The sequence below is a fragment of the Cellulomonas sp. ICMP 17802 genome (assembly GCF_041295535.1).
Taxonomy (GTDB): domain Bacteria; phylum Actinomycetota; class Actinomycetes; order Actinomycetales; family Cellulomonadaceae; genus Cellulomonas.
Map to the genome: position 1 here is coordinate 12,426 of NZ_JBGFQZ010000029.1, position 22,292 is coordinate 34,717.

Genomic DNA, 22,292 nt, shown 5'->3' on the forward strand with positions numbered 1-22,292 from the left:
AATCGCCACCGCCGAGTGGGGGAGACATTCCTCGCAGGCGGCTCATGGGCGGACGAAGCCCCGCCCGCAGCGGGTGGGGTTCGCCACAACGGCTAACTTCCGCGGGATCGTCGGCCGATAGACGTCAGGTGCCCCGGACGGGGCCCGAGAGGGGAACACTCATGGCGGGAGTCGTGGTCTGTCACGGCTCGGCGGTCGTTCGAGAGCGGCTCGTCGTGACCTCCATCGGCGTGCCTGCGCTCGGTCCGGTCCGTGCGGCGTCGTCGGTGGACGAGCTGCTGAGCCTGGCGCGGCGCATGCCGCCGACCGTGGTGCTGCTCGACGCGCACCTGGCTGCGCCCGGGGCGATCGAGGCGATCCGTCGCCTGCGCGCCGTGGCGCCCGCCGCCGCGATCGTGCTGCTCGCGCTCCCGGACGACACCGTGGCGCTCGACCGGGCGCTCGCGCTCGGCGCCCGTGGCTTCCTCGCTCCTGACGTCGGCCGCGCCGAGCTGTCCGCGGTCGCCGCGCACGTGCTCGCCAGCCCGGTCCTCCCGGCCCCGGCCGGTCAGCGCACCCCGCCCGTCGACGTGCCCAGCCAGGGCGGCTTCCGCGGAGACGCGCGGACGCCGTCGGAGGGCGTGCCCGTCGTGCCCGCCTCGGCGCCCGACGCGAACGTCGCACCCGCCGCCGCGCCCACCACGGGCGCGATCCCGGGCGTGCCGCTGACCAAGCGGGAGATCGAGGTGCTCACCGGCATGAGCCACGGCCGGTCGAACGCGCAGATCGGCGCCGAGCTCTACCTCTCCGAGGACACGGTCAAGACGCACGCGCGCCGGCTGTTCCGCAAGCTGGGCGCCAACGACCGGGCACAGGCCGTGGCGATCGGACTGCGCCGGGGGCTGATCCGGTAGTTCCGAGCACGTATCCTTGCCGGATGACGGAGCACTCGCCTGCCGACCCGTTCGCCCGCATCGGGCTCACCTACGACGACGTGCTCCTCCTGCCGGGGGAGACGGACGTCATCCCGAGCGAGGTGGACACCACCTCGCGGCTGACGCGCGAGATCTCCGTGCGCGTGCCGCTGCTCTCCGCCGCCATGGACACCGTCACCGAGTCGCGCATGGCCATCGCCATGGCGCGCCAGGGCGGCATCGGGATCCTGCATCGCAACCTGTCGATCGAGGACCAGGCGCACCAGGTCGACCTGGTGAAGCGCTCCGAGTCGGGCATGATCACCGACCCCGTGACGGTCGGTCCGGACGCGACGCTCGCGGAGCTGGACCACCTGTGCGGCATCTACCGGGTGTCCGGCCTGCCGGTCATCGCCGAGAACGGGCTGCTGCTCGGCATCATCACCAACCGCGACCTGCGCTTCGTGCCCGGCGGGGAGTTCGAGACGCGCCGCGTGCGCGAGATCATGACGCCGATGCCGCTGGTCACCGCGCCCGTGGGCATCGCCCGCGACGACGCCGCCGCGCTGCTGGCCAAGCACAAGATCGAGAAGCTCCCGCTGGTCGACGACGCCGGGATCCTGCGCGGCCTCATCACCGTCAAGGACTTCGTGAAGTCCGAGCAGTACCCCGACGCCACCAAGGACGGCGAGGGCCGCCTGGTGGTCGGCGCCGCGATCGGGTTCTTCGGTGACGCCTGGGAGCGGGCGACCGCGCTGGTCGAGGCCGGCGTGGACGCGCTCGTCGTCGACACGGCCAACGGCCACGCCCGGCTCATGCTCGACATGGTCCGCCGCCTCAAGTCCGACCCGTCCACCCGCCACGTGCAGGTCATCGGCGGCAACGTCGCGACGACCCCCGGCGCGCAGGCGCTGGTCGACGCGGGGGTCGACGCCGTGAAGGTCGGGGTCGGGCCGGGATCCATCTGCACCACCCGGGTGGTCGCCGGCGTCGGCGTCCCGCAGGTCACCGCGATCTACGACGCCGCCCGCGCGTGCAAGCCGGCCGGCGTGCCGGTCATCGGCGACGGCGGCCTGCAGTACTCCGGCGACATCGCGAAGGCGCTCGTGGCCGGTGCGGACACGGTCATGCTCGGCTCGCTGCTGGCCGGCTGCGACGAGTCGCCGGGCGAGCTCGTGTTCGTCAACGGCAAGCAGTTCAAGCACTACCGCGGCATGGGCTCGCTCGGGGCGATGGCGTCGCGCGGCCGCATCTCGTACTCCAAGGACCGGTACTTCCAGGCCGACGTGTCGTCCGACGAGAAGATCGTGCCCGAGGGCATCGAAGGCCAGGTGCCGTACCGCGGGCCGCTGTCGGCCGTCGCGCACCAGCTCATCGGTGGCCTGCACCAGTCGATGTTCTACGTCGGCGCGCACACCATCCCGCAGCTGCAGGACCGCGGGAAGTTCATCCGGATCACCGCCGCGGGGCTCAAGGAGTCGCACCCGCACGACATCCAGATGACGGTCGAGGCGCCGAACTACACCGGCCGCTGACCCGCCCTCAGGGCAGCAGGGGCAGCTTCCCGACGATCTTGTCGACCCGGTTGCGCGGCCCGACGAGGCTGATCGCGGAGTACCGGGGCGCGTCCGTCGTCGACACCGCGGCCAGGTACTCGTCGTAGACGCGGGTGTGCTGCGCCGACGCCGAGGGCCTCCGCACCTGGGCCGCCACGCTCCCCGAGGTGATCGGCGTGCTCGTCACCAGCGGGACGGAGGACTTCCTCCTGCACGTCGCCGTGGCCGGGAACACCGGCTCTGCGTCTTCGTGGTCGATCGGCTGACGGAGCGGTCCGAGGTCGCCGACGTGCGCACGTCGATCGTGTGCCAGTACCTGCGCAACGCTCGCGTCGAGCCGGTGGTCGAGCGCTGAGGCTTCACTGTTCTGGGTTCCCAGAAGGTGCGCGGCAGCCCGGGATTCATGAGGAATGCGCAGAGATGATTGTTCGACGCCCCTTTACCTTCCTTTCTGGCCCTGTGGATTAATGGGTTCCTGTCGGGGGCTGTGGGCGGCTCGGTGTGGCTCTGACCTGCGGGGACGGTGAGTCTTGTTCTCGTCTCACCATTCGAGCGATTGTCGCGGTGAATGTCAGTGGTGGCTGGGAGACTTCTTCGTGGCGGGATTGATGGGGCTGGTTGGTCGGCCCGTCCCGAGGACGCAGAGGAGGTGGGTGCGGGTGTCGGTCGAGGAGGTATCCCCGGGTTCTGCGCCTGTCGCGCCGCCCTCCTCTCCCGTGTCGCCCGCATCCGCTGCCTCTCCCATGCCGCCGGCGCCTGCTGTGTCGCCCGAGTCGACGGCGTCGGCGGCGTTGGTGGCGTTGGCCGCGGCGGTGGAGGCGTTGGCGGTGGCGGCGGACCCCACGACGGTGGCGGGCCGGTTGCCGGGCGCGGCCGCCGTTGAGGTGGTGCGGGAGGCGTTGGTGGTGGCGGGCCGGCTGGCCGCGATCGCGGCCCGGGTGGTGCCGGTGGTGGAGGCCGACGGGTGCTGGGCGTCGGACGGGGCGAGGTCGCTCACCACCTGGCTGGCCACCCAGGGACGCCTGCCGCACACCCAGGCCGCCGACCTGGTGAGGTTGGGGCGGGCGTTCCGGGACGCCCTGCCGGCCACCGCGGTCGCGGCGGTCGCGGGCCGGGTCCCGGTGCAGGCCGCGCACGCGATCGCCGCGGTGGCCAACACCCCCGACCGGCGCACCCTGCTGACCGCCCCCGCCCAGGAGTGCGGGGAGGGGTTCTTGCTGGAGTTCGCCGGGCTGCCGGCCGCGCAGTTCCGGGTGCTGACCCGCCGGTGGGCCGCGCACGCCGACCCCGGCGCGGACGAGCGCGGCTACCGGGACGCCACCGACCGCGAGTTCCTCACCCTGGCCCAGTCCACCGAGGGGTGCCATCTGACCGGGTTCCTGACCACCGAGCACGGCCACGCGTTACGGGCCGCGCTGGCCGCGCTGACCGGCACCTCCCCCGACCAGGCCGGGCTGCCCGCCGGGCGGCGCCGCGCCGGCGCCCTGGTCACCCTGACCCGCCTGGCCCTGGACCGCGACCTGACCGGCGCCACCGGCACCCACCGCCCCCAGATCACCGCCATCGTCGACTACACCACCCTGCACCGCGCCCTCGACCACGCCCCCGGCAACCCCGACCCGGGAACCGGGCCCGCACCTAGAGCCGAACGTGGCCCGTGGACGGGTCCCGGACCGGGTCGAGGGCGGCAGGACCACACCCTCGGCGGCACGCACGACCCGACGCCATCACCGGCCCCGCCCCCAGGGCCCGTGCCGGTCGACCCGGACCGGTTCGCGGTCGCCGAGCTGGTCGGCACCGGACCCATCCCCGACACCGTGCTGGCCCGCCTGGCCTGCGACTCCGCGATCACCCGCATCGTGTTCGGACCCGCCTCCCAGATCCTGAACGTCGGCCGCACCGAACGCACCTACACCGGGCCCAAACGCCGCGCCATCATCGCCCGCGACCGGCACTGCCAATACCCCACCTGCGACGCCCCACCCGCCCTGGCCGAGATCCACCACACCCAGCACTGGCACCGCGACGGTGGCACCAGCGACACCCACACCGGCGTGCTCCTGTGCTGGCACCACCACGGCACCGTCCACGACCACGGCATCGAGATCACCCACCACCCCGACGGCCACTGGCACTTCACCGACCGCCACGGCCAACCCCTGCGCACCTGACAGAGGCGCGCAGACCCGCGCAGCGGGCCGCCACGGACAGCCCCCCGGCACCTGACACCGACACACAGACCCGCACAGCGGGCCACGGGTCGCGAGTGAACCTCGACCTCCCGGACGACTACACGCTCCGGGCTCTCGCACGGGCGGGGTGGTCCGATGAGGACCCAGTCGTCAGCCGACCGTGAACCGCGGGTCGCTCAGTCGCGGAACGTCTCGATCTGCGCGCCGAGCTCCACCAGGCGGTCCTGCAGCTGCTCGTAGCCGCGCGCGATGATGTCGACGTCGCGCAGCACGGACGTGCCCTTGGCGGCGAGCATCGCGAGCAGGATGACGACCGCGGGACGCAGCGCCGGCGGGCAGGAGACCTCGGCACCGGACCAGTGGGTCGGGCCGGTGACCTGGAGGCGGTGGGCGTCGAGGAGCCGGACGTCGGCGCCGAGCCGCGTGAGGTCGGTGAGGTGGATGGCCCGGCCCTCGTAGACCCAGTCGTGGATCAGCGTCGTGCCCTCGGCGTTCGCCGCGATCGCCGCGAAGAACGGGAGGTTGTCGATGTTGAGCCCGGGGAACGGCATCGGGTGGATCTTGTCGATCGGTGCGCGAAGCTCGCTCGGGTGGACGGTGACGTCCACCAGCCGGGTGCGACCGTTGGCGGCCGCGTACTCGTCGGAGAGCGAGTACCGCAGCCCCATCTCGGCCAGGGTCGCCAGCTCGATCTCCATGAACTCGATGGGCACCCGGCCGACCGTGATCTCGGAGTTCGTCACGATGCCGGCCGTGAGCAGGCTCATGGCCTCCACCGGGTCCTCGGAGACCGCGTACTCGACGTCGGCGTCGATGTCGGCCAGGCCGTGCACCCGCAGGGTCGTGGTGCCGATGCCGTCGATCCGGACCCCGAGCAGCTCGAGGTAGAAGCACAGGTCCTGGACCATGTAGTTGGAGCTGGCGTTGCGGATGGTGGTGACGCCCTCGCGCCGTGCGGCGGCCATGATGACGTTCTCCGTCACGGTGTCGCCGCGCTCGGTGAGGACGACCGCGAGGTCCTTCGCCCCGCCCCGCGTGACCAGGCCGTGGTAGTCGCCGGCGGTCGCCGTGACGTCGAGACCGAACGGGCGCAACCCGATCAGGTGGGGCTCGACCGTCCGCGTGCCCAGGTCGCAGCCGCCCGCGTAGGGGAGCCGGAACTCGTCCTCGAGGCCCAGCAGAGGACCCAGGAACATGATGATCGAGCGGGTCCGGCGCGCGGCGTCGACATCGATCGCGTCGAGCTTCAGGTGCTCAGGGACGACGATCTCGAGGTCGCGGCCGTCGGTCGACCACGTGGCGCGCACGCCGACCGAGCGCAGCACCTCGACGATCCGGTCGACCTCCACGATCCGGGCGACGTTGCGCAGCCGGGTGGTGCCGCGGTTGAGCAGCGACGCGCAGAGCAGCGCGACCGCGCCGTTCTTGCTGGTGTTGACGTCGATGCGGCCGCTGAGGGTCTGGCCGCCGTGCACCCGTAGGTGGGTCCGCTGCGGGCCGCCGAGCGTGACGATGGGGGAGTCGAGCGCCGCGCCGATCCGCGTGAGCATCTCGAGGCTCATGTTCTGCGCGCCCTGCTCGATCCGGTGGATCGCGGACTGGCTGGTGCCCAGGCGCTCGGCCAGCTGGGTCTGCGTGAGCCCCCGGTGCTGGCGCGCGGAGCGGACGAGGGAGCCGACGTGCGCGAGCGGGTCCTCGATGGTCGGGAGGGCGCCCGTGCTCGTGGGGACCGAGGTCGTCGTCGTGGTCATGAGGACGAGATTAACTCATGGATGAGATATCGCCAGTGGGATCCTCGCGATCGAATCGGTCAGAACCGGCCGACCGCTCGCGGGTGAACTCAGCCGCGATATGACGCGCATCTCACCAGAGAGTACCGACCGGCTCCCGGGTCGGCCACACGCCGGAGGCTCCGGGGCCGTCGAAGCCCTGCTCAGCGCGCCAGGCGTTGAACCCCTCGGCCCACGCCTGGTGCGCCGTCGACTGGTACTCGTGCAACGTGTCGAGGTCCAGGGAGGCCAGGTGCGGGAACCGCCCGATGATCCGCTCGAGCACGTCGAGCGTGGCGACGACGTCGACGTCGGCGGTGTGCAGCGCGCCCGACTCGACCACCTGGTAGTAGCCGCAGAGGTCGACCAGCTTGCGCTTGCCGCGCCGGAACTGGTCCTCGGCGCGGTCCAGCACGAGCGGGTCGATGACCGGCCGGGCGTCGCTGCACAGCCGGTCCGGCAGGGTCTTGAGCCGGTGGCGGCGCAGCTCGGCGTCGAGCAGGCACAGGTCGAACGCCGCGTTGTAGGCGACGACGGGGACGCCGCCGCGGAACGCCTCGGCCAGCTCGGTGGCGATCTCCTCCAGCGCCTCGCGCGGCGGGCGGCCGTGCTCGCGGGCGTGCTCCGTGCTCACCCCGTGGATCGCCGCGGCGGCCTCCGGGATCTCGACGCCCGGGTCGATCAGCCAGCTGCGCACGTGGGTGCCGGACTCGTCGCGGCGGACCAGGGCGGCGGTCACGATCCGGTCGTTGTCCACGTCGACCCCGGTGGTCTCCGTGTCGAAGCCGAGAAGTGGCCCGTCCGTCCAGCTCATCGCGTCCCGCTCTCGTCCTTCGGTGGATCCGTGCCGCCCTGGGGATCCCGTGCGTGGCCAGGATGGCACCGGGCGCTGACATGGCCGGGGAGGGTGGCCCCGCGTGCCGCAGATCGGCCCGCGCGTGGCCTCGGGCTCCGTTCGGCGCGGGCGGGGGACCGTGCGCCGGTAGCCTGGTCCGGTGAGCAACGAGATCGAGATCGGCCGCGGCAAGCGCGGACGCCGCGCGTACTCCTTCGACGACGTCGCGGTCGTCCCGTCGCGGCGCACGCGGGACCCGGAGGAGGTCTCGGTCGGCTGGCAGATCGACGCCTACCACTTCGACCTGCCGATCATCGCGGCCCCCATGGACTCGGTGATGAGCCCGGCCACCGCGGTGGCGCTGGGCCAGGCCGGTGGGCTCGGCGTCCTCGACCTCGAGGGCCTCTGGACGCGCTACGAGGACCCCGCGCCGCTGCTGGCCGAGATCGCCACGTTCGACAGCGCCCGGGCGACCTCCCGCATGCAGGAGATCTACGCGGCCCCGATCCAGCCCGAGCTGATCACGGCCCGGCTCAAGGAGGTCCGCGCGGCCGGCGTGACCGTCGCCGGCGCGCTCTCCCCGCAGCGCACCAACGAGTTCTGGCGGACCGTGGTCGACGCCGGCGTCGACCTGTTCGTCATCCGCGGCACCACGGTCTCGGCCGAGCACGTCTCGGGCCGCGCGGAGCCCCTCAACCTCAAGCGGTTCATCTACGAGCTCGACGTCCCTGTGATCGTCGGCGGCGCCTCGACGTACACGGCCGCCCTCCACCTCATGCGGACCGGGGCGGCGGGCGTGCTCGTCGGCTTCGGCGGGGGCGCCGCGCACACCACGCGGCTCTCGCTGGGCATCCACGCGCCGATGGCGTCGGCCGTGGCGGACGTCGCGGCGGCGCGCCGGGACTACCTCGACGAGTCCGGGGGCCGGTACGTGCACGTGATCGCCGACGGCGGCGTCGGGCGCTCCGGCGACCTGGTCAAGGCCGTCGCGTGCGGCGCGGACGCGGTCATGCTCGGCGCCGCCCTGGCGCGGGCCACCGAGGCGCCCGGACGCGGCTGGCACTGGGGGCCCGAGGCGCACCACCCGCAGCTGCCGCGCGGCGAGCGGGTCGAGGTGGGCACCGCCGGGTCGCTCGAGCAGATCCTCTTCGGCCCGGGCCACACGGCCGACGGCACCCTCAACCTGATCGGCGCCCTCAAGCGCGCGATGGCCACCACCGGCTACTCGGACCTCAAGGAGTTCCAGCGGGTCGAGGTCGTCGTCAGCCCGTACCAGCCGCACTGATCCCCACCGCTCCGCAGACGCCCGGTGGCGCCCGACACGGGCGCAACCGGGCGTTCTTGTCTGTCCGGGGGCTCGCCGAAACGGGCAACTGACCAGCACGTCTGTCCGTATCAACATTTGTTTGGCGCCGATATTGTCCGTATCGCTTGACGCGGAGGTGTGATCGGGGGCACTCTGGAGCCACTGGACGCCGACGACAGGGTCGGCGCAGGGGACGACGGAGTCGATGTGTACGCACCGGAGCGGCACCAGCAGATCCTGGCCACGGCACGCGCCGACGGCCGGGTCGACGTCAACCGGCTGGCCGAGGACCTGGACGTCACCCCCGAGACCATCCGCCGGGACCTCACCGTCCTCGAGCGCCACGGCCTCGTGCGCCGGGTGCACGGCGGGGCCATCCCGGTGGAGCGGCTGGGCTTCGAGCCCGGCATCGCCGACCGCGAGGGCAAGTTCGCGGGGGAGAAGGACCGGATCGCCAAGGCGGCGCTCGACGAGCTCCCCGACGGCGGCGCCGTGATCTTCGACGCCGGCACCACGACCGTGCGGCTGGCCGAGCTGCTGCCGCTCGACCGCGAGCTCACCGTGGTCACCCACGCGCTGCCGGTCGCGATGGTGCTGGCCACCCGCCCGGGCATCACGCTGCACCTCGTCGGCGGCACGGTCCGCGGCCGCACCCTCGCGGCGGTCGGCTCGTGGGCCGAGCGCGAGCTGGCGGACATCCACGCGGACGTCGCGTTCCTGGGCACCAACGGGCTGAGCGTCGAGCACGGGCTCACCACGCCGGACCTGGCGGAGGCCGCGGTGAAGCGCGCGCTCGTCGCCAACGCCCGGCGGACGGTCGTGCTGACCGACCACTCGAAGATCGGTCGCGTCGAGTTCGCCCACGTCGTCCCGCTGAGCGCGGTCGACACCGTGATCACCGACAGCGGTGCGGAGCCCGAGCTCGTCGAGGAGCTCGAGGCCGCCGGACCCCGGGTGGTGACCGCATGATCGTCACGCTGACCCCCAACCCGAGCCTCGACCGCGCGCTCGAGCTCGACCGGCTCGTCGTCGGCGAGGTCAACCGCGCCGACCGCGCCCACGTGCACCCGGGCGGCAAGGGCATCAACGTCTCGCGCGTCCTGGTCGGGCACGGCGTCGACTCGCTGGCCGTCCTGCCCACCGGCGGACCCGACGGACGGCGCCTGGTCGAGCTGCTCGACGAGCACGGCGTGCCCGCGGTCGCCGTCCCGGTGCACGGCGACACGCGCACCAACCTCACGCTGGTCGAGCGCGGCGGGGCGACCACCAAGGTCAACGCGCCGGGCCCGAAGCTCACGCCCGACGAGGTCGACGCGCTGCTCGCCGCCGTCGAGCAGCAGCTGGCCACCCGGCCGCGCGCGCTCGTCGGCGCCGGCAGCCTGCCGCTCGGCGCCGCCGAGACGTTCTTCGTCCGGCTGGCCGGGCTCGCCGCCCGGTACGCGGTCCCGTTCGCCCTCGACACCTCGGGCCTGCCGCTGGCCCGGGCGATCCGCTCCGGTGGGCTGACCCTGGTCAAGCCCAACGACGAGGAGCTGGCCGAGCTGGTGGGCCGCGACCTGGTCACAGTCGGGGACGTCGTCGACGCCTCGCACGAGGTCCTCGACGCCGGCAACCGCGCGGTCCTGGTCAGCCTCGGGGCGCACGGCGCGATGCTCGTCGTCGCCGAGGGCGTCTGGTGGGCCGGCGGCCCGCCGATCGTCCCGCTGTCCACCGTCGGCGCCGGCGACTCGACGCTCGCGGGCTTCCTCGCCGCCGAGGGCCGCGCGGGCGAGCGGCTGCGCACCGCCGTCGCCTTCGGCCGCGCCGCCGTCCTGCTGCCCGGCACCGCCGTCCCCCGACCCACCGACATCGACCTGGGCGCCGTCCAGGTCGTGGAGAACCCCGATCCCCGACTCGCACTCAAGGAGCTGTGACGTGAGCACCCCGCTGATCACCCCGGACCTGGTCGCCGTCGACCTGGTCGCCACGGATCGCGACGACGCGACCCGCCAGCTGATCGACCTGCTGCACGCGGCAGGCCGGGTCACCGACGCCGATGGGTTCCACGCGGACGTGCGTGCCCGCGAGGCGCAGATGGCCACCGGCATGCCCGGCGGCATCGGCCTGCCGCACGCCCGGTCCAGCTACGTCACGGCGCCGAGCCTGGCCGTCGGCAAGGTCGCCGCCGGCGTCGACTTCGGCGCCCCCGACGGCCCCGCGACCCTGATCTTCCTCATCGCCGCGCCCACCGAGGGCGACGGCGACCACCTCAAGATCCTCGCGGCGCTCGCCCGCCGCCTGGTCCACGAGTCGTTCCGCACGTCGCTCAAGGAGGCGACCGACCCCACCACGGTCGCCGACATCGTCACCCGAGAGGTGGTCCCCTCATGAAGCTCGTCGCCGTCTCCTCCTGCCCCACGGGCATCGCGCACACCTACATGGCCGCCGAGGCCCTCGAGCAGGCGGGCAAGGCCGCCGGTCACGAGGTCCACGTCGAGACCCAGGGTGCCGCGGGCTCCACGCCGCTGGACCCCGCGATCATCGCCGCGGCCGACGGCGTGATCTACGCCGCCGACCTCGAGGTCAAGGACAAGGAGCGCTTCGCCGGCAAGCCGTTCATCGACGTCGGCGTGAAGAAGGCCGTGCACGACGCCCCGGGCGTCATCGCCGCCGCCGTCGCCGCGGTCGAGGCGGGGGTCCCTGCCGGGACGCCCGTGGCTGCTCCGGCCGGTCCCGCGACCAAGGTCGACCGCAACGCCGGCGCGGGCACCAAGGTCCGCCAGTGGCTGATGACCGGCGTCTCGTACATGATCCCGTTCGTCGCCGCGGGCGGGATCCTCATCGCCCTCGGCTTCATGGTCGCCCAGTTCGCGGACGGCGCGCAGGGCGTCATCGACGTCACGAACATCACGGTCGACCACCTGCTCAACGACTTCAACGCCGCGAGCGGGATGGACTGGGCGGCGCTGCTGTTCCGGACCGGCGTCGTGGCCTTCGGGTTCCTGGTGCCGGTGCTCTCCGGCTTCATCGCCTACGCGATCGCCGACCGGCCCGGCCTGGTGCCCGGCTTCGTCGGCGGGGCGGTCTCGGTCGCCGTCGGCGCCGGCTTCCTGGGCGGCCTGGTGACCGGCTTCCTGGCCGGGTTCCTGGCCCTGTGGATCAGCCGCTGGAAGGTGCCGAAGGGCGTGCGCGGCGTGATGCCGGTCGTGGTCATCCCGCTGCTGTCGACCTTCGTCGTCGGGCTCGTGATGTTCCTCATCATCGGGCAGCCGATCGCGAGCCTGATGACCGGCCTGAGCAACTGGCTGAACGGCCTGTCGGGCTCCAACCTCGTCCTGCTGGGCGCCCTGCTCGGCGCGATGATGGGCTTCGACCTCGGCGGACCGATCAACAAGGTCGCCTACACCTTCGCGGTGACCGGCCTGGCCACCGAGGGGCTGTCCACCGACGCGGTGCAGTACCGGATCATGGCCGCGGTCATGGCCGCCGGCATGGTCGCCCCGCTGGCCATGGCGTTCGCGACCGTGGTCCGCAAGCAGCTGTTCACGCACGCCGAGCGCGAGAACGGCAAGGCCGCGTGGCTCCTGGGCCTGTCGTTCATCTCCGAGGGCGCGATCCCGTTCGCCGCCGCCGACCCGTGGCGCGTCATCGTCTCGTCGCTCGTGGGCTCGAGCGTCACCGGCGCCCTCGTCATGGCGGTCGGGTCGGCCCAGCGCGCCCCGCACGGTGGCATCTGGGTGCTGCCGCTGATCTCGAACCCGCTCGGGTTCCTCATGGCGGTCGCCGTCGGCATGGCCGTCACCGCGGTGCTCGTCATCGTGCTCAAGAGCGCCCGCACCAACGAGTTCGTCCAGGCCGAGCAGGAGGCGGACGCCCAGGCGCTCGTCGCCCAGGCGGCCTGACCCCGCACCACCCGCCGCCGCCCGGCACCGTGGCCGGGCGGCCCCCGATCGGAGAACCGTCATGCCCCAGCGCACCGTCGTCGTCGCCTCCCGCGTCGGCCTGCACGCCCGCCCCGCGATGCTCTTCACGCAGGCCGTCGCCGAGACCGGGCTGCCCGTCACCATCGCCCGACCGGGCGGTGAGCCGGTGGACGCCGGCAGCATCCTGTTCGTCATGTCGCTCGGCGTGCCGAGCGGCGAGGAGGTCACGCTCGAGGCCGAGGGCGAGGGTGCCGACGAAGCGCTCGACGGCCTGGTCGACCTGCTGGCCACGGACCTGGACGCGGAGGAGGCGTCGTGACTGCGCCCACGGTCGGCGCCCCGCACGTGCTCCAGGGAGTCGGCGTCGGGCGTCGGGCGATCGTGGGACCCGTCGCGCAGGTGCGGCCCGCCCCGCACGTCGAGCCAGACGCCCCGCTGCTGGTCGACGGGGTCCCGGCCGACGCCGCGACGGCGCACACCGTGGTCGAGGCCGCCTTCTCGGACGTGGCCGCCCGGCTGCGCGAGCAGTCGGCGCGGTCCGCCGGCACGGTGAAGGACGTGCTCGCGGCCACGGCGCAGATGGCCGACGACAAGGCGCTGCGCAGCGGCGTGCTGGCCAAGATCGACGTCGGGGAGCCGGTGGTGAGCGCGATCGACGGCGTCGTCGAGATGTTCGCCACCATGTTCACGCAGGCGGGCGGGTACCTGGCCGAGCGGGTCACCGACCTGCGCTCGGTACGGGACCGCGTCGTCGCCCAGGCCCTCGGCCTGCCGGCGCCCGGCGTGCCCGCGCTGGAGCGGCCCTCGGTGATCGTGGCCAAGGACCTGGCGCCGGCCGACACGGCCGCGCTGGACCTGGCCAACGTGCTCGCGATCGTCACCGAGCTGGGCGGCCCGACGGGCCACACCGCGATCATCGCCGGCCAGCTGGGCCTGCCCTGCATCGTGCGCGTCGCGGAGGCCACCTCTCTGGCCGACGGGGCCGTCGTGGCGGTCGACGCTGCCGACGGCACCGTCACCGTGGACCCCGACGACGCCCAGCGCGCCGAGCTCGCCCGCCGGGCGCAGGTGGAGACCGCGCTCGAGTCGGACACCGCTCCGGGCGGCACGGCCGACGGTCGGGCGGTCATGCTGCTGGCGAACATCGGGACCGCGGAAGACGCCGCGCGCGTCGCCGTCGGGGCGGTCGAGGGTGTCGGGCTGTTCCGCACCGAGGTGCTGTTCCTCGAGAGCACGACGGCGCCGACGCTCGACGCGCAGGCGGCCGTCTACACGAAGGTGCTGCGCTCGTTCGGCGACCGCAAGGTCGTGGTCCGCACGCTGGACGCCGGCGCCGACAAGCCGCTCGCGTTCGCCACGCAGCCCGACGAGGAGAACCCCGCGCTCGGCGTCCGCGGCTACCGCCTGGTGCGCACGCACCCCGAGCTGCTGGACACGCAGCTCGAGGCGCTCGCGCACGCCCAGGCCGACACCGGCACCACCCCGTGGGTCATGGCGCCGATGATTGCCACCGCGGCCGAGGCCCGCGCGTTCGCCACCCGGGCGCGGGCCGCCGGCGTCGCCACCGTCGGCGTGATGATCGAGGTGCCCGCGGCGGCGCTGCGGGCGCAGGAGATCCTCGCCGAGGTGGACTTCGTCTCGCTGGGCACCAACGACCTGGCGCAGTACACGATGGCCACCGACCGGCTGCGCGGCGAGCTGGCCGACCTGCTCGACCCGTGGCAGCCCGCGGTGCTCGACCTGGTCGACGCGACCGCGCGGGCGGGGCTGCAGGCGCGCAAGCCCGTCGGCGTCTGCGGTGAGTCGGCGTCGGACCCCGTGCTCGCGCTCGTGCTCGTCGGGCTCGGGGTCACCAGCCTGTCGATGTCGGCCGGCGCGGTCCCCGCGGTCCGGTACGCGCTGCGGCACCACACCACGTCGGAGTGCGCCACGATGGCCGCCGCGGCGCTCGCGGCGCCGTCCGCGGCCGAGGGGCGCGCCGCGGTGGTGGGCCTGCTGCACGCGGACGTGCGGGAGACGTTGGGCGTGTAAGCGCAAAAGGCACAGCGTGTGAGCCCAGAAGGCAGAGCGCGGCGCGCGGGGGCCGGAGGGGGCGGATTCCCCGGCCGCCGCGCGTACCCTCGCCGGTATGGCGCACGACCCGGGACACATCGAGCTCCACGACCCTGAGACCGACCCGCTCGCGACCTACGTGCTCGAGCCGGACGACGTCCGCCCGCTGCTCCGACGCATCGTCGCGTCGCCCGGCGCCGCGGTGTTCACGTCGCACGCGCCGTTCACGGGCGGTCCGATCGCCGCGATCCCGCTGTCCACGCCGGACGACGTCGCGCGCGCCGCCAGGGCCGCGCGGGGTGCCCAGCGGCTGTGGGCCGCGCGGCCCCTGCGGGACCGGACCGCCGTCCTGGCCCGCGTGCACGACCTCGTGCTCGAGCGGCAGAGCGACGTGCTCGACCTCATCCAGGTGGAGGCGGGCAAGGCGCGCGTCTCGGCGTTCGAGGAGGTCTGCGACATCGCGAACGTCGCCCGGCACTACGCCGCGCGGGCCGGTCGCTACCTGGCGCCGCGGCGGGTGGCGAGCCTGATCCCGGGCCTGACCACGACGCGCGTGCTGCGGCACCCCGTGGGCGTCGTCGGCATCATCGCGCCCTGGAACTTCCCGCTGACGCTCACGCTCGGCGACGTGCTGCCCGCGCTCGTGGCCGGCAACGCGGTCATCCTGCGGCCCGACCCGCAGACGGCCCTGACCTCCCTGTGGGCCGCCGAGCTGCTCGAGGAGGCCGGGCTGCCCGAGGGTCTGCTGCAGGTGGTCGTCGGCGACGGCCCGACGGTCGGCGCCGCGGTGGTCGAGAACGTCGACCACGTGAGCTTCACCGGGTCGACGCGCACCGGCCGGATCGTCGCCGCGCAGGCGGGGGAGCGGCTGGTGCCGGTCACCCTCGAGCTGGGCGGCAAGAACCCGATGTACGTCGCCGAGGACGTGGATGTCGAGGTGGCCGCCGAGGGCGCCGTGCGGGCGTGCTTCGTCGGCACGGGGCAGGTCTGCGTGAGCATCGAGCGGATCTACGTGCACGAGGACGTGGCCGAGGCGTTCACCGAGGCGTTCGTGCGCCGCACCCGGGCGCTGCGGCTCGGGTCGGGGCTCGACTACCGGTCGGACGTCGGCTCGCTGACGTCGGCCGCGCAGCTGGCCACGGTCGTCGAGCACGTCGAGGACGCGGTCGGGCACGGGGCGACCGTGCTGGCGGGCGGGGTGCACCGCAGCGACCTCGGGCCCTGGTTCTACGAGCCGACGATCCTGGTCGACGTGCCGAACGAGGCGCGGCTGGTCCGCGAGGAGACGTTCGGGCCCGTGGTGACGCTCTACCGCGTGGCGTCCGACGACGAGGCGGTCGCGGCCATGAACGACAGCGAGTTCGGCCTGAACGCCAGCGTCTGGACCGCGGACAGCCGCCGTGGCGCCGCGCTGGCCGCGCGGGTGCGCGCGGGGTCGGTCAACGTCAACGAGGGCTACGTCGCCACGTGGGGCTCGGTGGGCGCGCCGCAGGGCGGCGTGGGCTCGTCGGGCATCGGCCGCCGGCACGGGCGCGAGGGCCTGTGGGAGACCACCCGGACGCAGACGGTCGCCGTGCAGCACGGGGTCCACGGCGTGCTCGGTGCGCCCGGCGTCGGCCTGCACCGGCTGTTCGACCTGGGCACCGAGACGTGGCCGCGCGTGTACACCGAGGCGCTGCGCGCGATGAGGACGCTGCGCCTGCCGTAGGGCTCAGGCGTGCCCGGCGGCCGCCGGGGCGGGGTCCGACTCGTCGCTGGTGCCCTCGAAGCCGGCCGCCTCGATGGTCGCGACCGCCTGCCGGGCGATGGCCAGCTCCTCGTTGGTCGGCACGACCATGACCAGGGTGCTGGTCCAGTCGGGCGAGATGATCGTCGGCTCCTTCTTGCGGCCCGCGTTGCGCACCGGGTCGACCGCGATGCCCATCGACTCGAGCCCCTCGAGCGCGCGGGCGCGGACGATGTCGTCGTTCTCGCCGACGCCGGCCGTGAACGTGATGACGTCCACGCGCCCGAGGACCGCGTGGTACGCGCCGATGTACTTGCGCAGGCGGTGGATGTAGACGTCGAGCGCCAGGACGGCGTCCTCGTCGCCGGCCTCGACGAGCTTGTGCAGCTCGCGGAAGTCGTTCTCGCCCGCGAGGCCCTTGAGGCCCGAGCGCCGGTTGAGCAGGTCGTCGATGTCGTCGAGCGACATGCCCGCGTTGCGCTGCAGGTGGATGAGGACGGCGGGGTCGATGTCGCCGGACCGGGTGCCCATGACCAGGCCCTCCAGCGGCGTCATGCCCATCGACGTCTCCACCGCGACGCCCCCGCGGACGGCCGACGCCGAGGCGCCGTTGCCCAGGTGCAGCACGATCTGGTTGATGTCCTCGAGGCGACGCCCGAGCACGCGCGCGACCTTGCCCGACACGTACTGGTGCGACGTCCCGTGGAACCCGTAGCGCCGGACGTCGTGCGCCTTGGCCACCGCTCGGTCGATCGCGTACGTGGCGGCGGCCTCGGGCAGCGTGCGGAAGAACGCGGTGTCGAACACGACCACGTGCGGCACGTCGGGCAGCAGCTCGCGGGCCACCTGGATGCCGGTGAGGTTGGGCGGCGTGTGCAGCGGCGCGAGCGGCGCGAGGGCGTCGATCTGCGCGACCACGTCGTCGTCGACGATCACGGGGGAGCCGAAGACCGAGCCGCCCTGCACCACGCGGTGACCGACCGCGACCACGTGCGCCTCGGCCAGGTCCGGCCCGACCTCGTCGAAGAGCGCGAGCACCGCGCGCAGGCCCGCGCCGTGGTCGGGCACCGGGTCGGTGCGCTGGGTCGTGTTGCCGCCGTACGTGTGCTTGACCAGGCCCTCGGACTCGCCGATGCGCTCGACGAGCCCGGAGGCGATCGCCTCGCCGCCCACGGGGTTGACCAGCTGGTACTTGATGGACGACGAGCCCGAGTTCACGACGAGGACGCTGCCGTGCGCGCCGTGGGCGCTGTGCGGGACGGGCTGGGTGATCGGGTTCATGCGGGCGTCTCCGTCTGGGCCTGGATGGCCGTGATCGCCACCGTGTTCACGATGTCCTGGACCAGGGCGCCGCGCGACAGGTCGTTGACCGGCTTGCGCAGCCCCTGGAGCACGGGGCCGATGGCGACCGCGCCGGCCGAGCGCTGCACGGCCTTGTAGGTGTTGTTGCCGGTGTTGAGGTCGGGGAACACAAACACCGTCGCGCGCCCGGCCACCGCGGAGTCCGGCATCTTGGTCTTCGCCACGGAGGCGTCGACGGCGGCGTCGTACTGGATCGGGCCCTCGACCGAGAGGTCGGGTCGGCGCTCGCGGACCAGCGCCGTGGCGGCGCGGACCTTCTCGACGTCGGCGCCCGAGCCGGACTCGCCCGTGGAGTAGCTGAGCATCGCGATGCGCGGCTCGATGCCGAACTGCGCGGCCGTGCCCGCCGACGAGATCGCGATGTCCGCCAGCTGCTCCGCGGTGGGGTCGGGGATCACTGCGCAGTCGGCGTAGACCAGCACGCGGTCCTCGAGGCACATGAGGAACGCGCTCGAGACGTTCGAGACGCCCGGCGTGGTCTTGATGATCTCGAACGAGGGCTTGATGGTGTGCGCCGTGGTGTGCGCGGCCCCGGAGACCATGCCGTCGGCCAGCCCCAGCTGGACCATCATCGTGCCGAAGTAGGAGACCGACGAGACGATCTCCCGCGCCCGCTCGACGGTCATGCCCTTGTGCTTGCGCATCTCGGTGTACGCCTCGGCGAACTTCTCCAGCAGCACCGGGTCGTGCGGGTCGATGATCGCGGCGGCGTCGAGGTCGAGGCCCAGCTCGGTGGCGCGGGCGCGGATGGCCGGCTCCTCGCCGAGGATCGTGAGCTGCGCGACGCCGCGCTGCAGCAGGGTCGACGCCGCGCGCAGGATCCGGTCGTCGCCACCCTCGGGCAGGACCACGTGCTTGCGGTCGGAGCGCGCGCGGTCCAGCAGCGCGAACTCGAACATCAGCGGCGTGACCACCTCGGGCCGCTCGACGTCGAGGGCGGCCAGCAGCGCGGCCCCGTCGACGTGCTGCTCGAACAGCGAGAGCGCGGTGTCGACCTTGCGCTGCGAGTCGGCCGACAGGTGCCCGTGGGTGTCGGCCGCGGCGCTCGCGGACCGGAACGTGCCCAGCTCCGTGCTGATGATGGGCAGCCGGCTGCCCAGGCCCTCGACCAGCCGCGCGATCAACGGAGCCGGCCGGAAGCCGCCGTTGAGCACGATGCCGGCGAGCGACGGGAACCCCTCGGCCTGGTGCGCCACGAGCAGGCCCAGCAGGACGTCGGAGCGGTCGCCCGGGGTGATCACGACGGCGCCGTCGGTCAGGCGGCTCAGCAGGTGCTCGACCGACATGGCGCCGACGAGCACGTCGAGCACCTCGCGCGACAGCAGGGCCTCGTCGCCGGCGATGAGGGTGCCGTGCACGGCCGCGGTCAGCTGGCGGACCGTCGGGGCCGTGAGCAGGGGGTTCTCGGGGACCGCCCACGCCGGCAGTCCCGTGCCGGCCCGCAGCGCGTCGCGGACGCCGCTCACGGAGCCGGGCGCGCACCGGTTGGCGACGATCGAGACCACCTGGGCGTGGTTGGCCGTCATCTCGGTGACGACGACGTCGGCCACCTGCGCGACGACCGCGGGCTTGCGGTGGCCGCCGTTGATCACGAGCACCACCGGGGCACCCAGGTTGGCCGCGATGCGGGCGTTGTAGGCCAGCTCGGTGGGGCCGGCGACGTCCGTGTAGTCGGTGCCGACGACGACCACGGCGTCGCAGCGCCGCTCGACGTCGTGGTACCGCGACACGATCTGCGCGAGCGCCTGCTCGGGGTCGTCCAGCACCTGCTCGTACGTCACCCCGACGCACTCCTCGTACGACAGGTCGACCCCGTCGTGCTGGAGCAGCAGCTCGAGCACGTAGTCGCGCACGTCGGTCGAGCGGGCGACCGGCCGGAACACCCCCACCCGCTGCACGGTGCGCGCGAGGAGGTCGACGAGTCCGAGCGCGATCATGGACTTGCCGGAGTCCCCCTCGGGGGAGGTCACGTAGATGCTGCGGGCCACGGTGGGCGTCTCCTGAACGGTGGATCGGTCGTGCGGTGCCGTGGGGCGGACGGGGGGGTCGTCCGCCCCACGGACAGGTGTGGGCTACTCGTTGTCGCCGCCCGTCGCGATCGTGGCGGCCACCTGCCCCTCGTCGGCCGCGTCCTGTGCGTCGGGCCACACCCAGTCGCGGACCTCGGGCAGGTCGTCGCCGTGCGCGCGGGTGTACTCGCGGGCCCGCAGGCGCTCGTCGACCATCTTCTGCCGCAGGTTCGCCTGGGCCGTGCGCAGGTGCGGGACGTTGTCGATGACGTCGATGACCAGGTGGAACCGGTCGAGGTCGTTGAGCATGACCATGTCGAACGGCGTCGTCGTGGTGCCCTCCTCCTTGTACCCGCGCACGTGGATGTTGCTGTGCCCGTGCCGGCGGTAGGTGAGCCGGTGGATGAGCCAGGGGTACCCGTGGTAGGCGAAGATCACCGGCTTGTCGTCGGTGAACAGGCCGTCGAACTGCGCGTCGGACAGCCCGTGCGGGTGCTCCCGCTCGTCCTGCAGCCGCATGAGGTCGACCACGTTGATGACGCGCACCTTGAGGTCCGGCAGCTCGCGCCGCAGGATGTCCGCCGCCGCGAGCACCTCGAGCGTGGGCACGTCCCCCGCGCAGCCGAGGACGACGTCGGGCTTCTCGCCCGCGACCTCCGACCCGGCCCAGTCCCAGATGCCCAGGCCGCGCGTGCAGTGCGCGACCGCCTGGTCCATGGTCAGGAAGTTCGGGGCCGGCTGCTTGCCCGCGACCACGACGTTGACGTACTGCCGGCTGCGCAGGCAGTGGTCGTACGTCGAGAGCAGCGTGTTCGCGTCCGGCGGCAGGTACACCCGGATGACGTCCGCCTTCTTGTTGACCACGTGGTCGATGAACCCCGGGTCCTGGTGGCTGAAGCCGTTGTGGTCCTGGCGCCACACGTGGCTGGACAGCAGGTAGTTCAGGCTCGCGATGGGCCGGCGCCACGGGATGTCGTCCGTGACCTTCAACCACTTGGCGTGCTGGTTGAACATCGAGTCGATGATGTGGATGAACGCCTCGTAGCAGTTGAACAGGCCGTGCCGACCGGTCAGCAGGTAGCCCTCGAGCCACCCCTGGCACTGGTGCTCGCTGAGCATCTCCAGCACGCGCCCGGCCCGGGCCAGGTGCTCGTCGACGTCGGCGCCGAAGAACTCGGCGTTCCACTGCTTGTCCGTCACCGCGAACACCGACTGCAGGCGGTTCGAGGCCGTCTCGTCCGGGCCGAAGATCCGGAAGTTGTCGGGGTTGAGGCGGATCACGTCGGTGAGCCAGTCGCCCAGCACGCGCGGGGCCTCGCTCATCGAGCCGCCGGGCACGGGCACGTCGACCGCGTACTCGCGGAAGTCGGGCAGGCGCAGGTCCTTGAGCAGCTGGCCCCCGTTCGCGTGGGGGTTGTCGCTCATGCGCAGGTGGCCCTGCGGGGACAGCGCGCGGATGTCGGCGTGCAGCCGGCCGCTCTCGTCGAACAGCTCGTCCACGCGGTACGACTCGAGCCACGTCCGCAGCACGTCGAGGTGCTCCGGGGTGTCCCGCGCGCTGGCCAGCGGCACCTGGTGCGCCCGCCAGGACCCGGTGGTCTTCTTGCCGTCGATGAAGTCGGGGCCGGTCCAGCCCTTGGGCGTCTGGAACACGATCATGGGCCACTGCGGCCGCTGCTCGTTGCCGGCGTGGGCGCTGCGCTTGATCTCCGCGATCTCGTCGAGCACCTCGTCCAGCAGCGTCGCGAACCGGCGGTGGATGTCCTCGTGCGACTCCTCGTCGAAGCCCGCGACGAACATGTGCGGCTTGTGCCCGTAGCCGACCATGAGCGACTCGAGCTCGTCGTCGGGGATCCGCGCCAGCACGGTCGGGTTGGCGATCTTGTAGCCGTTGAGGTGCAGGATCGGCAGGACGACGCCGTCCTTCTCCGGGTTGACGAACTTGTTCGAGTGCCAGCTGGTGGCCAGCGGCCCGGTCTCGGCCTCGCCGTCGCCGACGACGGTCGCGACGAGCAGGTCGGGGTTGTCGAACGCGGCGCCGTAGGCGTGGCTCAGCGCGTAGCCCAGCTCGCCGCCCTCGTGGATGGAGCCCGGCGTCTCGGGTGCCACGTGGCTCGGGATGCCGCCCGGGAACGAGAACTGCCGGAACAGACGGCGGACGCCCTCGGAGTCCTCGGTGATGTCCGAGTAGTACTCGGAGTACGTGCCGTCGAGGTACGCGGCGGCCACCAGACCCGGGCCGCCGTGCCCCGGGCCCGTGACGTAGATGGTCGACTGCTCACGCTCGGCGATCGCCCGGTTCAGGTGCGCGTACAGGAAGGTCAGGCCGGGCGTGGTGCCCCAGTGCCCGAGCAGGCGCGGCTTCACGTGGTCGCGGGTCAGCGGCTCACGCAGCAGCGGGTTGTCCAGCAGGTAGATCTGGCCCACCGAGAGGTAGTTGGCGGCACGCCACCACTGGTCGATGCGGGCCACGGTGTCGGCGTCGATCGCCGCCCCGCTCCCGGTCCGCCATGCGGTGCTTGCCGACGTCGTCGTGGTCATGCGCGCTCCCCAGTCGTCGTGCCGGCGGTGAGCGCCGGCCCGGTGTCAGCCTTGCGGCGGGCGTCGCCACGAGCGGAGGACCTTCGTCCCGCCGGGGTGAGCGTGCCCTGCTGTCATACAACCGCACTCTGCCCCCCGGCGCAGTGGTT

Annotated in this window: 17 protein-coding genes; 11 read left to right on the forward strand and 6 right to left on the reverse strand. The window is 73.0% G+C overall.

Features of this window, described 5'->3' with window-relative positions; all coding sequences use genetic code 11:
- The first annotated feature begins 161 nt into the window (after nt 1-161).
- Together AB5970_RS16215 and guaB are read left to right on the forward strand one after the other, a co-directional pair.
- Nucleotides 162-893: a helix-turn-helix transcriptional regulator gene (locus AB5970_RS16215; RefSeq protein WP_370504984.1), complete on the forward strand. Its 732-nt coding sequence runs from the start codon at nt 162-164 to the stop codon at nt 891-893.
- A 23-nt stretch (nt 894-916) separates the two neighbouring features.
- Complete coding sequence (gene guaB / locus AB5970_RS16220; RefSeq protein WP_370504985.1) at nt 917-2,428, forward strand: IMP dehydrogenase; 1,512 nt, start codon at nt 917-919, stop codon at nt 2,426-2,428.
- A 7-nt stretch (nt 2,429-2,435) separates the two neighbouring features.
- Here the strand turns inward: guaB and AB5970_RS16225 are convergent, their stop codons facing one another.
- Nucleotides 2,436-2,636 (reverse strand): DUF2000 family protein, encoded by a 201-nt coding sequence (locus AB5970_RS16225; RefSeq protein WP_370504986.1) that lies wholly within the window; start codon nt 2,634-2,636, stop codon nt 2,436-2,438.
- Nucleotides 2,637-3,210: 574 nt separating this feature from the next.
- Between AB5970_RS16225 and AB5970_RS16230 the strand changes: the two genes are divergently transcribed.
- On the forward strand, nt 3,211-4,620 hold the full coding sequence (locus tag AB5970_RS16230) for an HNH endonuclease signature motif containing protein (RefSeq protein WP_370504987.1): 1,410 nt from the start codon (nt 3,211-3,213) through the stop codon (nt 4,618-4,620).
- A gap of 197 nt (nt 4,621-4,817) precedes the next feature.
- On the opposite strand, the gene AB5970_RS16235 is transcribed toward AB5970_RS16230, so the two are convergent.
- Both AB5970_RS16235 and AB5970_RS16240 read right to left on the reverse strand, forming a co-directional pair.
- Nucleotides 4,818-6,392 carry a helix-turn-helix domain-containing protein gene (locus AB5970_RS16235; protein ID WP_370504988.1) on the reverse strand — a complete coding sequence of 525 codons (1,575 nt, stop codon included), beginning with the start codon at nt 6,390-6,392 and terminating at the stop codon, nt 4,818-4,820.
- A 112-nt stretch (nt 6,393-6,504) separates the two neighbouring features.
- Nucleotides 6,505-7,224 carry an exonuclease domain-containing protein gene (locus AB5970_RS16240; protein WP_370504989.1) on the reverse strand — a complete coding sequence of 240 codons (720 nt, stop codon included), beginning with the start codon at nt 7,222-7,224 and terminating at the stop codon, nt 6,505-6,507.
- Nucleotides 7,225-7,405: 181 nt separating this feature from the next.
- On the opposite strand from AB5970_RS16240, the gene AB5970_RS16245 reads away from it, so the two are divergent.
- The 8 genes from AB5970_RS16245 (at nt 7,406) to AB5970_RS16280 (ending at nt 16,213) form a co-directional block, all read left to right on the forward strand.
- Nucleotides 7,406-8,530, forward strand: coding sequence for a GuaB3 family IMP dehydrogenase-related protein (locus tag AB5970_RS16245; RefSeq protein ID WP_370504990.1), 1,125 nt, complete (start codon nt 7,406-7,408; stop codon nt 8,528-8,530).
- A 228-nt stretch (nt 8,531-8,758) separates the two neighbouring features.
- Nucleotides 8,759-9,520: a DeoR/GlpR family DNA-binding transcription regulator gene (locus AB5970_RS16250; RefSeq protein WP_370504991.1), complete on the forward strand. Its 762-nt coding sequence runs from the start codon at nt 8,759-8,761 to the stop codon at nt 9,518-9,520.
- Nucleotides 9,517-10,464 (forward strand): 1-phosphofructokinase, encoded by a 948-nt coding sequence (pfkB, locus tag AB5970_RS16255; RefSeq protein WP_370504992.1) that lies wholly within the window; start codon nt 9,517-9,519, stop codon nt 10,462-10,464. The genes AB5970_RS16250 and pfkB overlap by 4 nt, the downstream gene beginning before the upstream one ends.
- Before the next feature lies 1 nt (nt 10,465).
- Nucleotides 10,466-10,921: a PTS sugar transporter subunit IIA gene (locus AB5970_RS16260; RefSeq protein ID WP_370504993.1), complete on the forward strand. Its 456-nt coding sequence runs from the start codon at nt 10,466-10,468 to the stop codon at nt 10,919-10,921.
- On the forward strand, nt 10,918-12,432 hold the full coding sequence (locus AB5970_RS16265; protein WP_370504994.1) for a PTS fructose transporter subunit IIC: 1,515 nt from the start codon (nt 10,918-10,920) through the stop codon (nt 12,430-12,432). The genes AB5970_RS16260 and AB5970_RS16265 overlap by 4 nt, the downstream gene beginning before the upstream one ends.
- Before the next feature lie 61 nt (nt 12,433-12,493).
- Entirely contained in the window at nt 12,494-12,772 is a 279-nt protein-coding gene (locus AB5970_RS16270; RefSeq protein ID WP_370504995.1) for an HPr family phosphocarrier protein, read from the forward strand.
- On the forward strand, nt 12,769-14,484 hold the full coding sequence (gene ptsP / locus AB5970_RS16275; protein WP_370504996.1) for a phosphoenolpyruvate--protein phosphotransferase: 1,716 nt from the start codon (nt 12,769-12,771) through the stop codon (nt 14,482-14,484). Before AB5970_RS16270 ends, ptsP begins: the two co-directional genes overlap by 4 nt.
- 97 nt (nt 14,485-14,581) lie before the next feature.
- Complete coding sequence (locus AB5970_RS16280) at nt 14,582-16,213, forward strand: succinic semialdehyde dehydrogenase (RefSeq protein WP_370504997.1); 1,632 nt, start codon at nt 14,582-14,584, stop codon at nt 16,211-16,213.
- A 3-nt stretch (nt 16,214-16,216) separates the two neighbouring features.
- Here the strand turns inward: AB5970_RS16280 and AB5970_RS16285 are convergent, their stop codons facing one another.
- The 3 genes from AB5970_RS16285 to AB5970_RS16295 all read right to left on the reverse strand — a co-directional run bounded on the left by AB5970_RS16285 (nt 16,217) and on the right by AB5970_RS16295 (nt 22,143).
- On the reverse strand, nt 16,217-17,512 hold the full coding sequence (locus tag AB5970_RS16285) for an acetate/propionate family kinase (RefSeq protein WP_370504998.1): 1,296 nt from the start codon (nt 17,510-17,512) through the stop codon (nt 16,217-16,219).
- The gene (gene pta / locus AB5970_RS16290; RefSeq protein ID WP_370504999.1) at nt 17,509-19,581 is read right to left on the reverse strand and encodes a phosphate acetyltransferase; all 2,073 of its coding nucleotides are present in this window, start codon (nt 19,579-19,581) and stop codon (nt 17,509-17,511) included. The genes AB5970_RS16285 and pta overlap by 4 nt, the downstream gene beginning before the upstream one ends.
- An 84-nt stretch (nt 19,582-19,665) precedes the next feature.
- Nucleotides 19,666-22,143: a phosphoketolase family protein gene (locus AB5970_RS16295; protein ID WP_370505000.1), complete on the reverse strand. Its 2,478-nt coding sequence runs from the start codon at nt 22,141-22,143 to the stop codon at nt 19,666-19,668.
- Between the last annotated feature and the right edge of the window lie 149 nt (nt 22,144-22,292).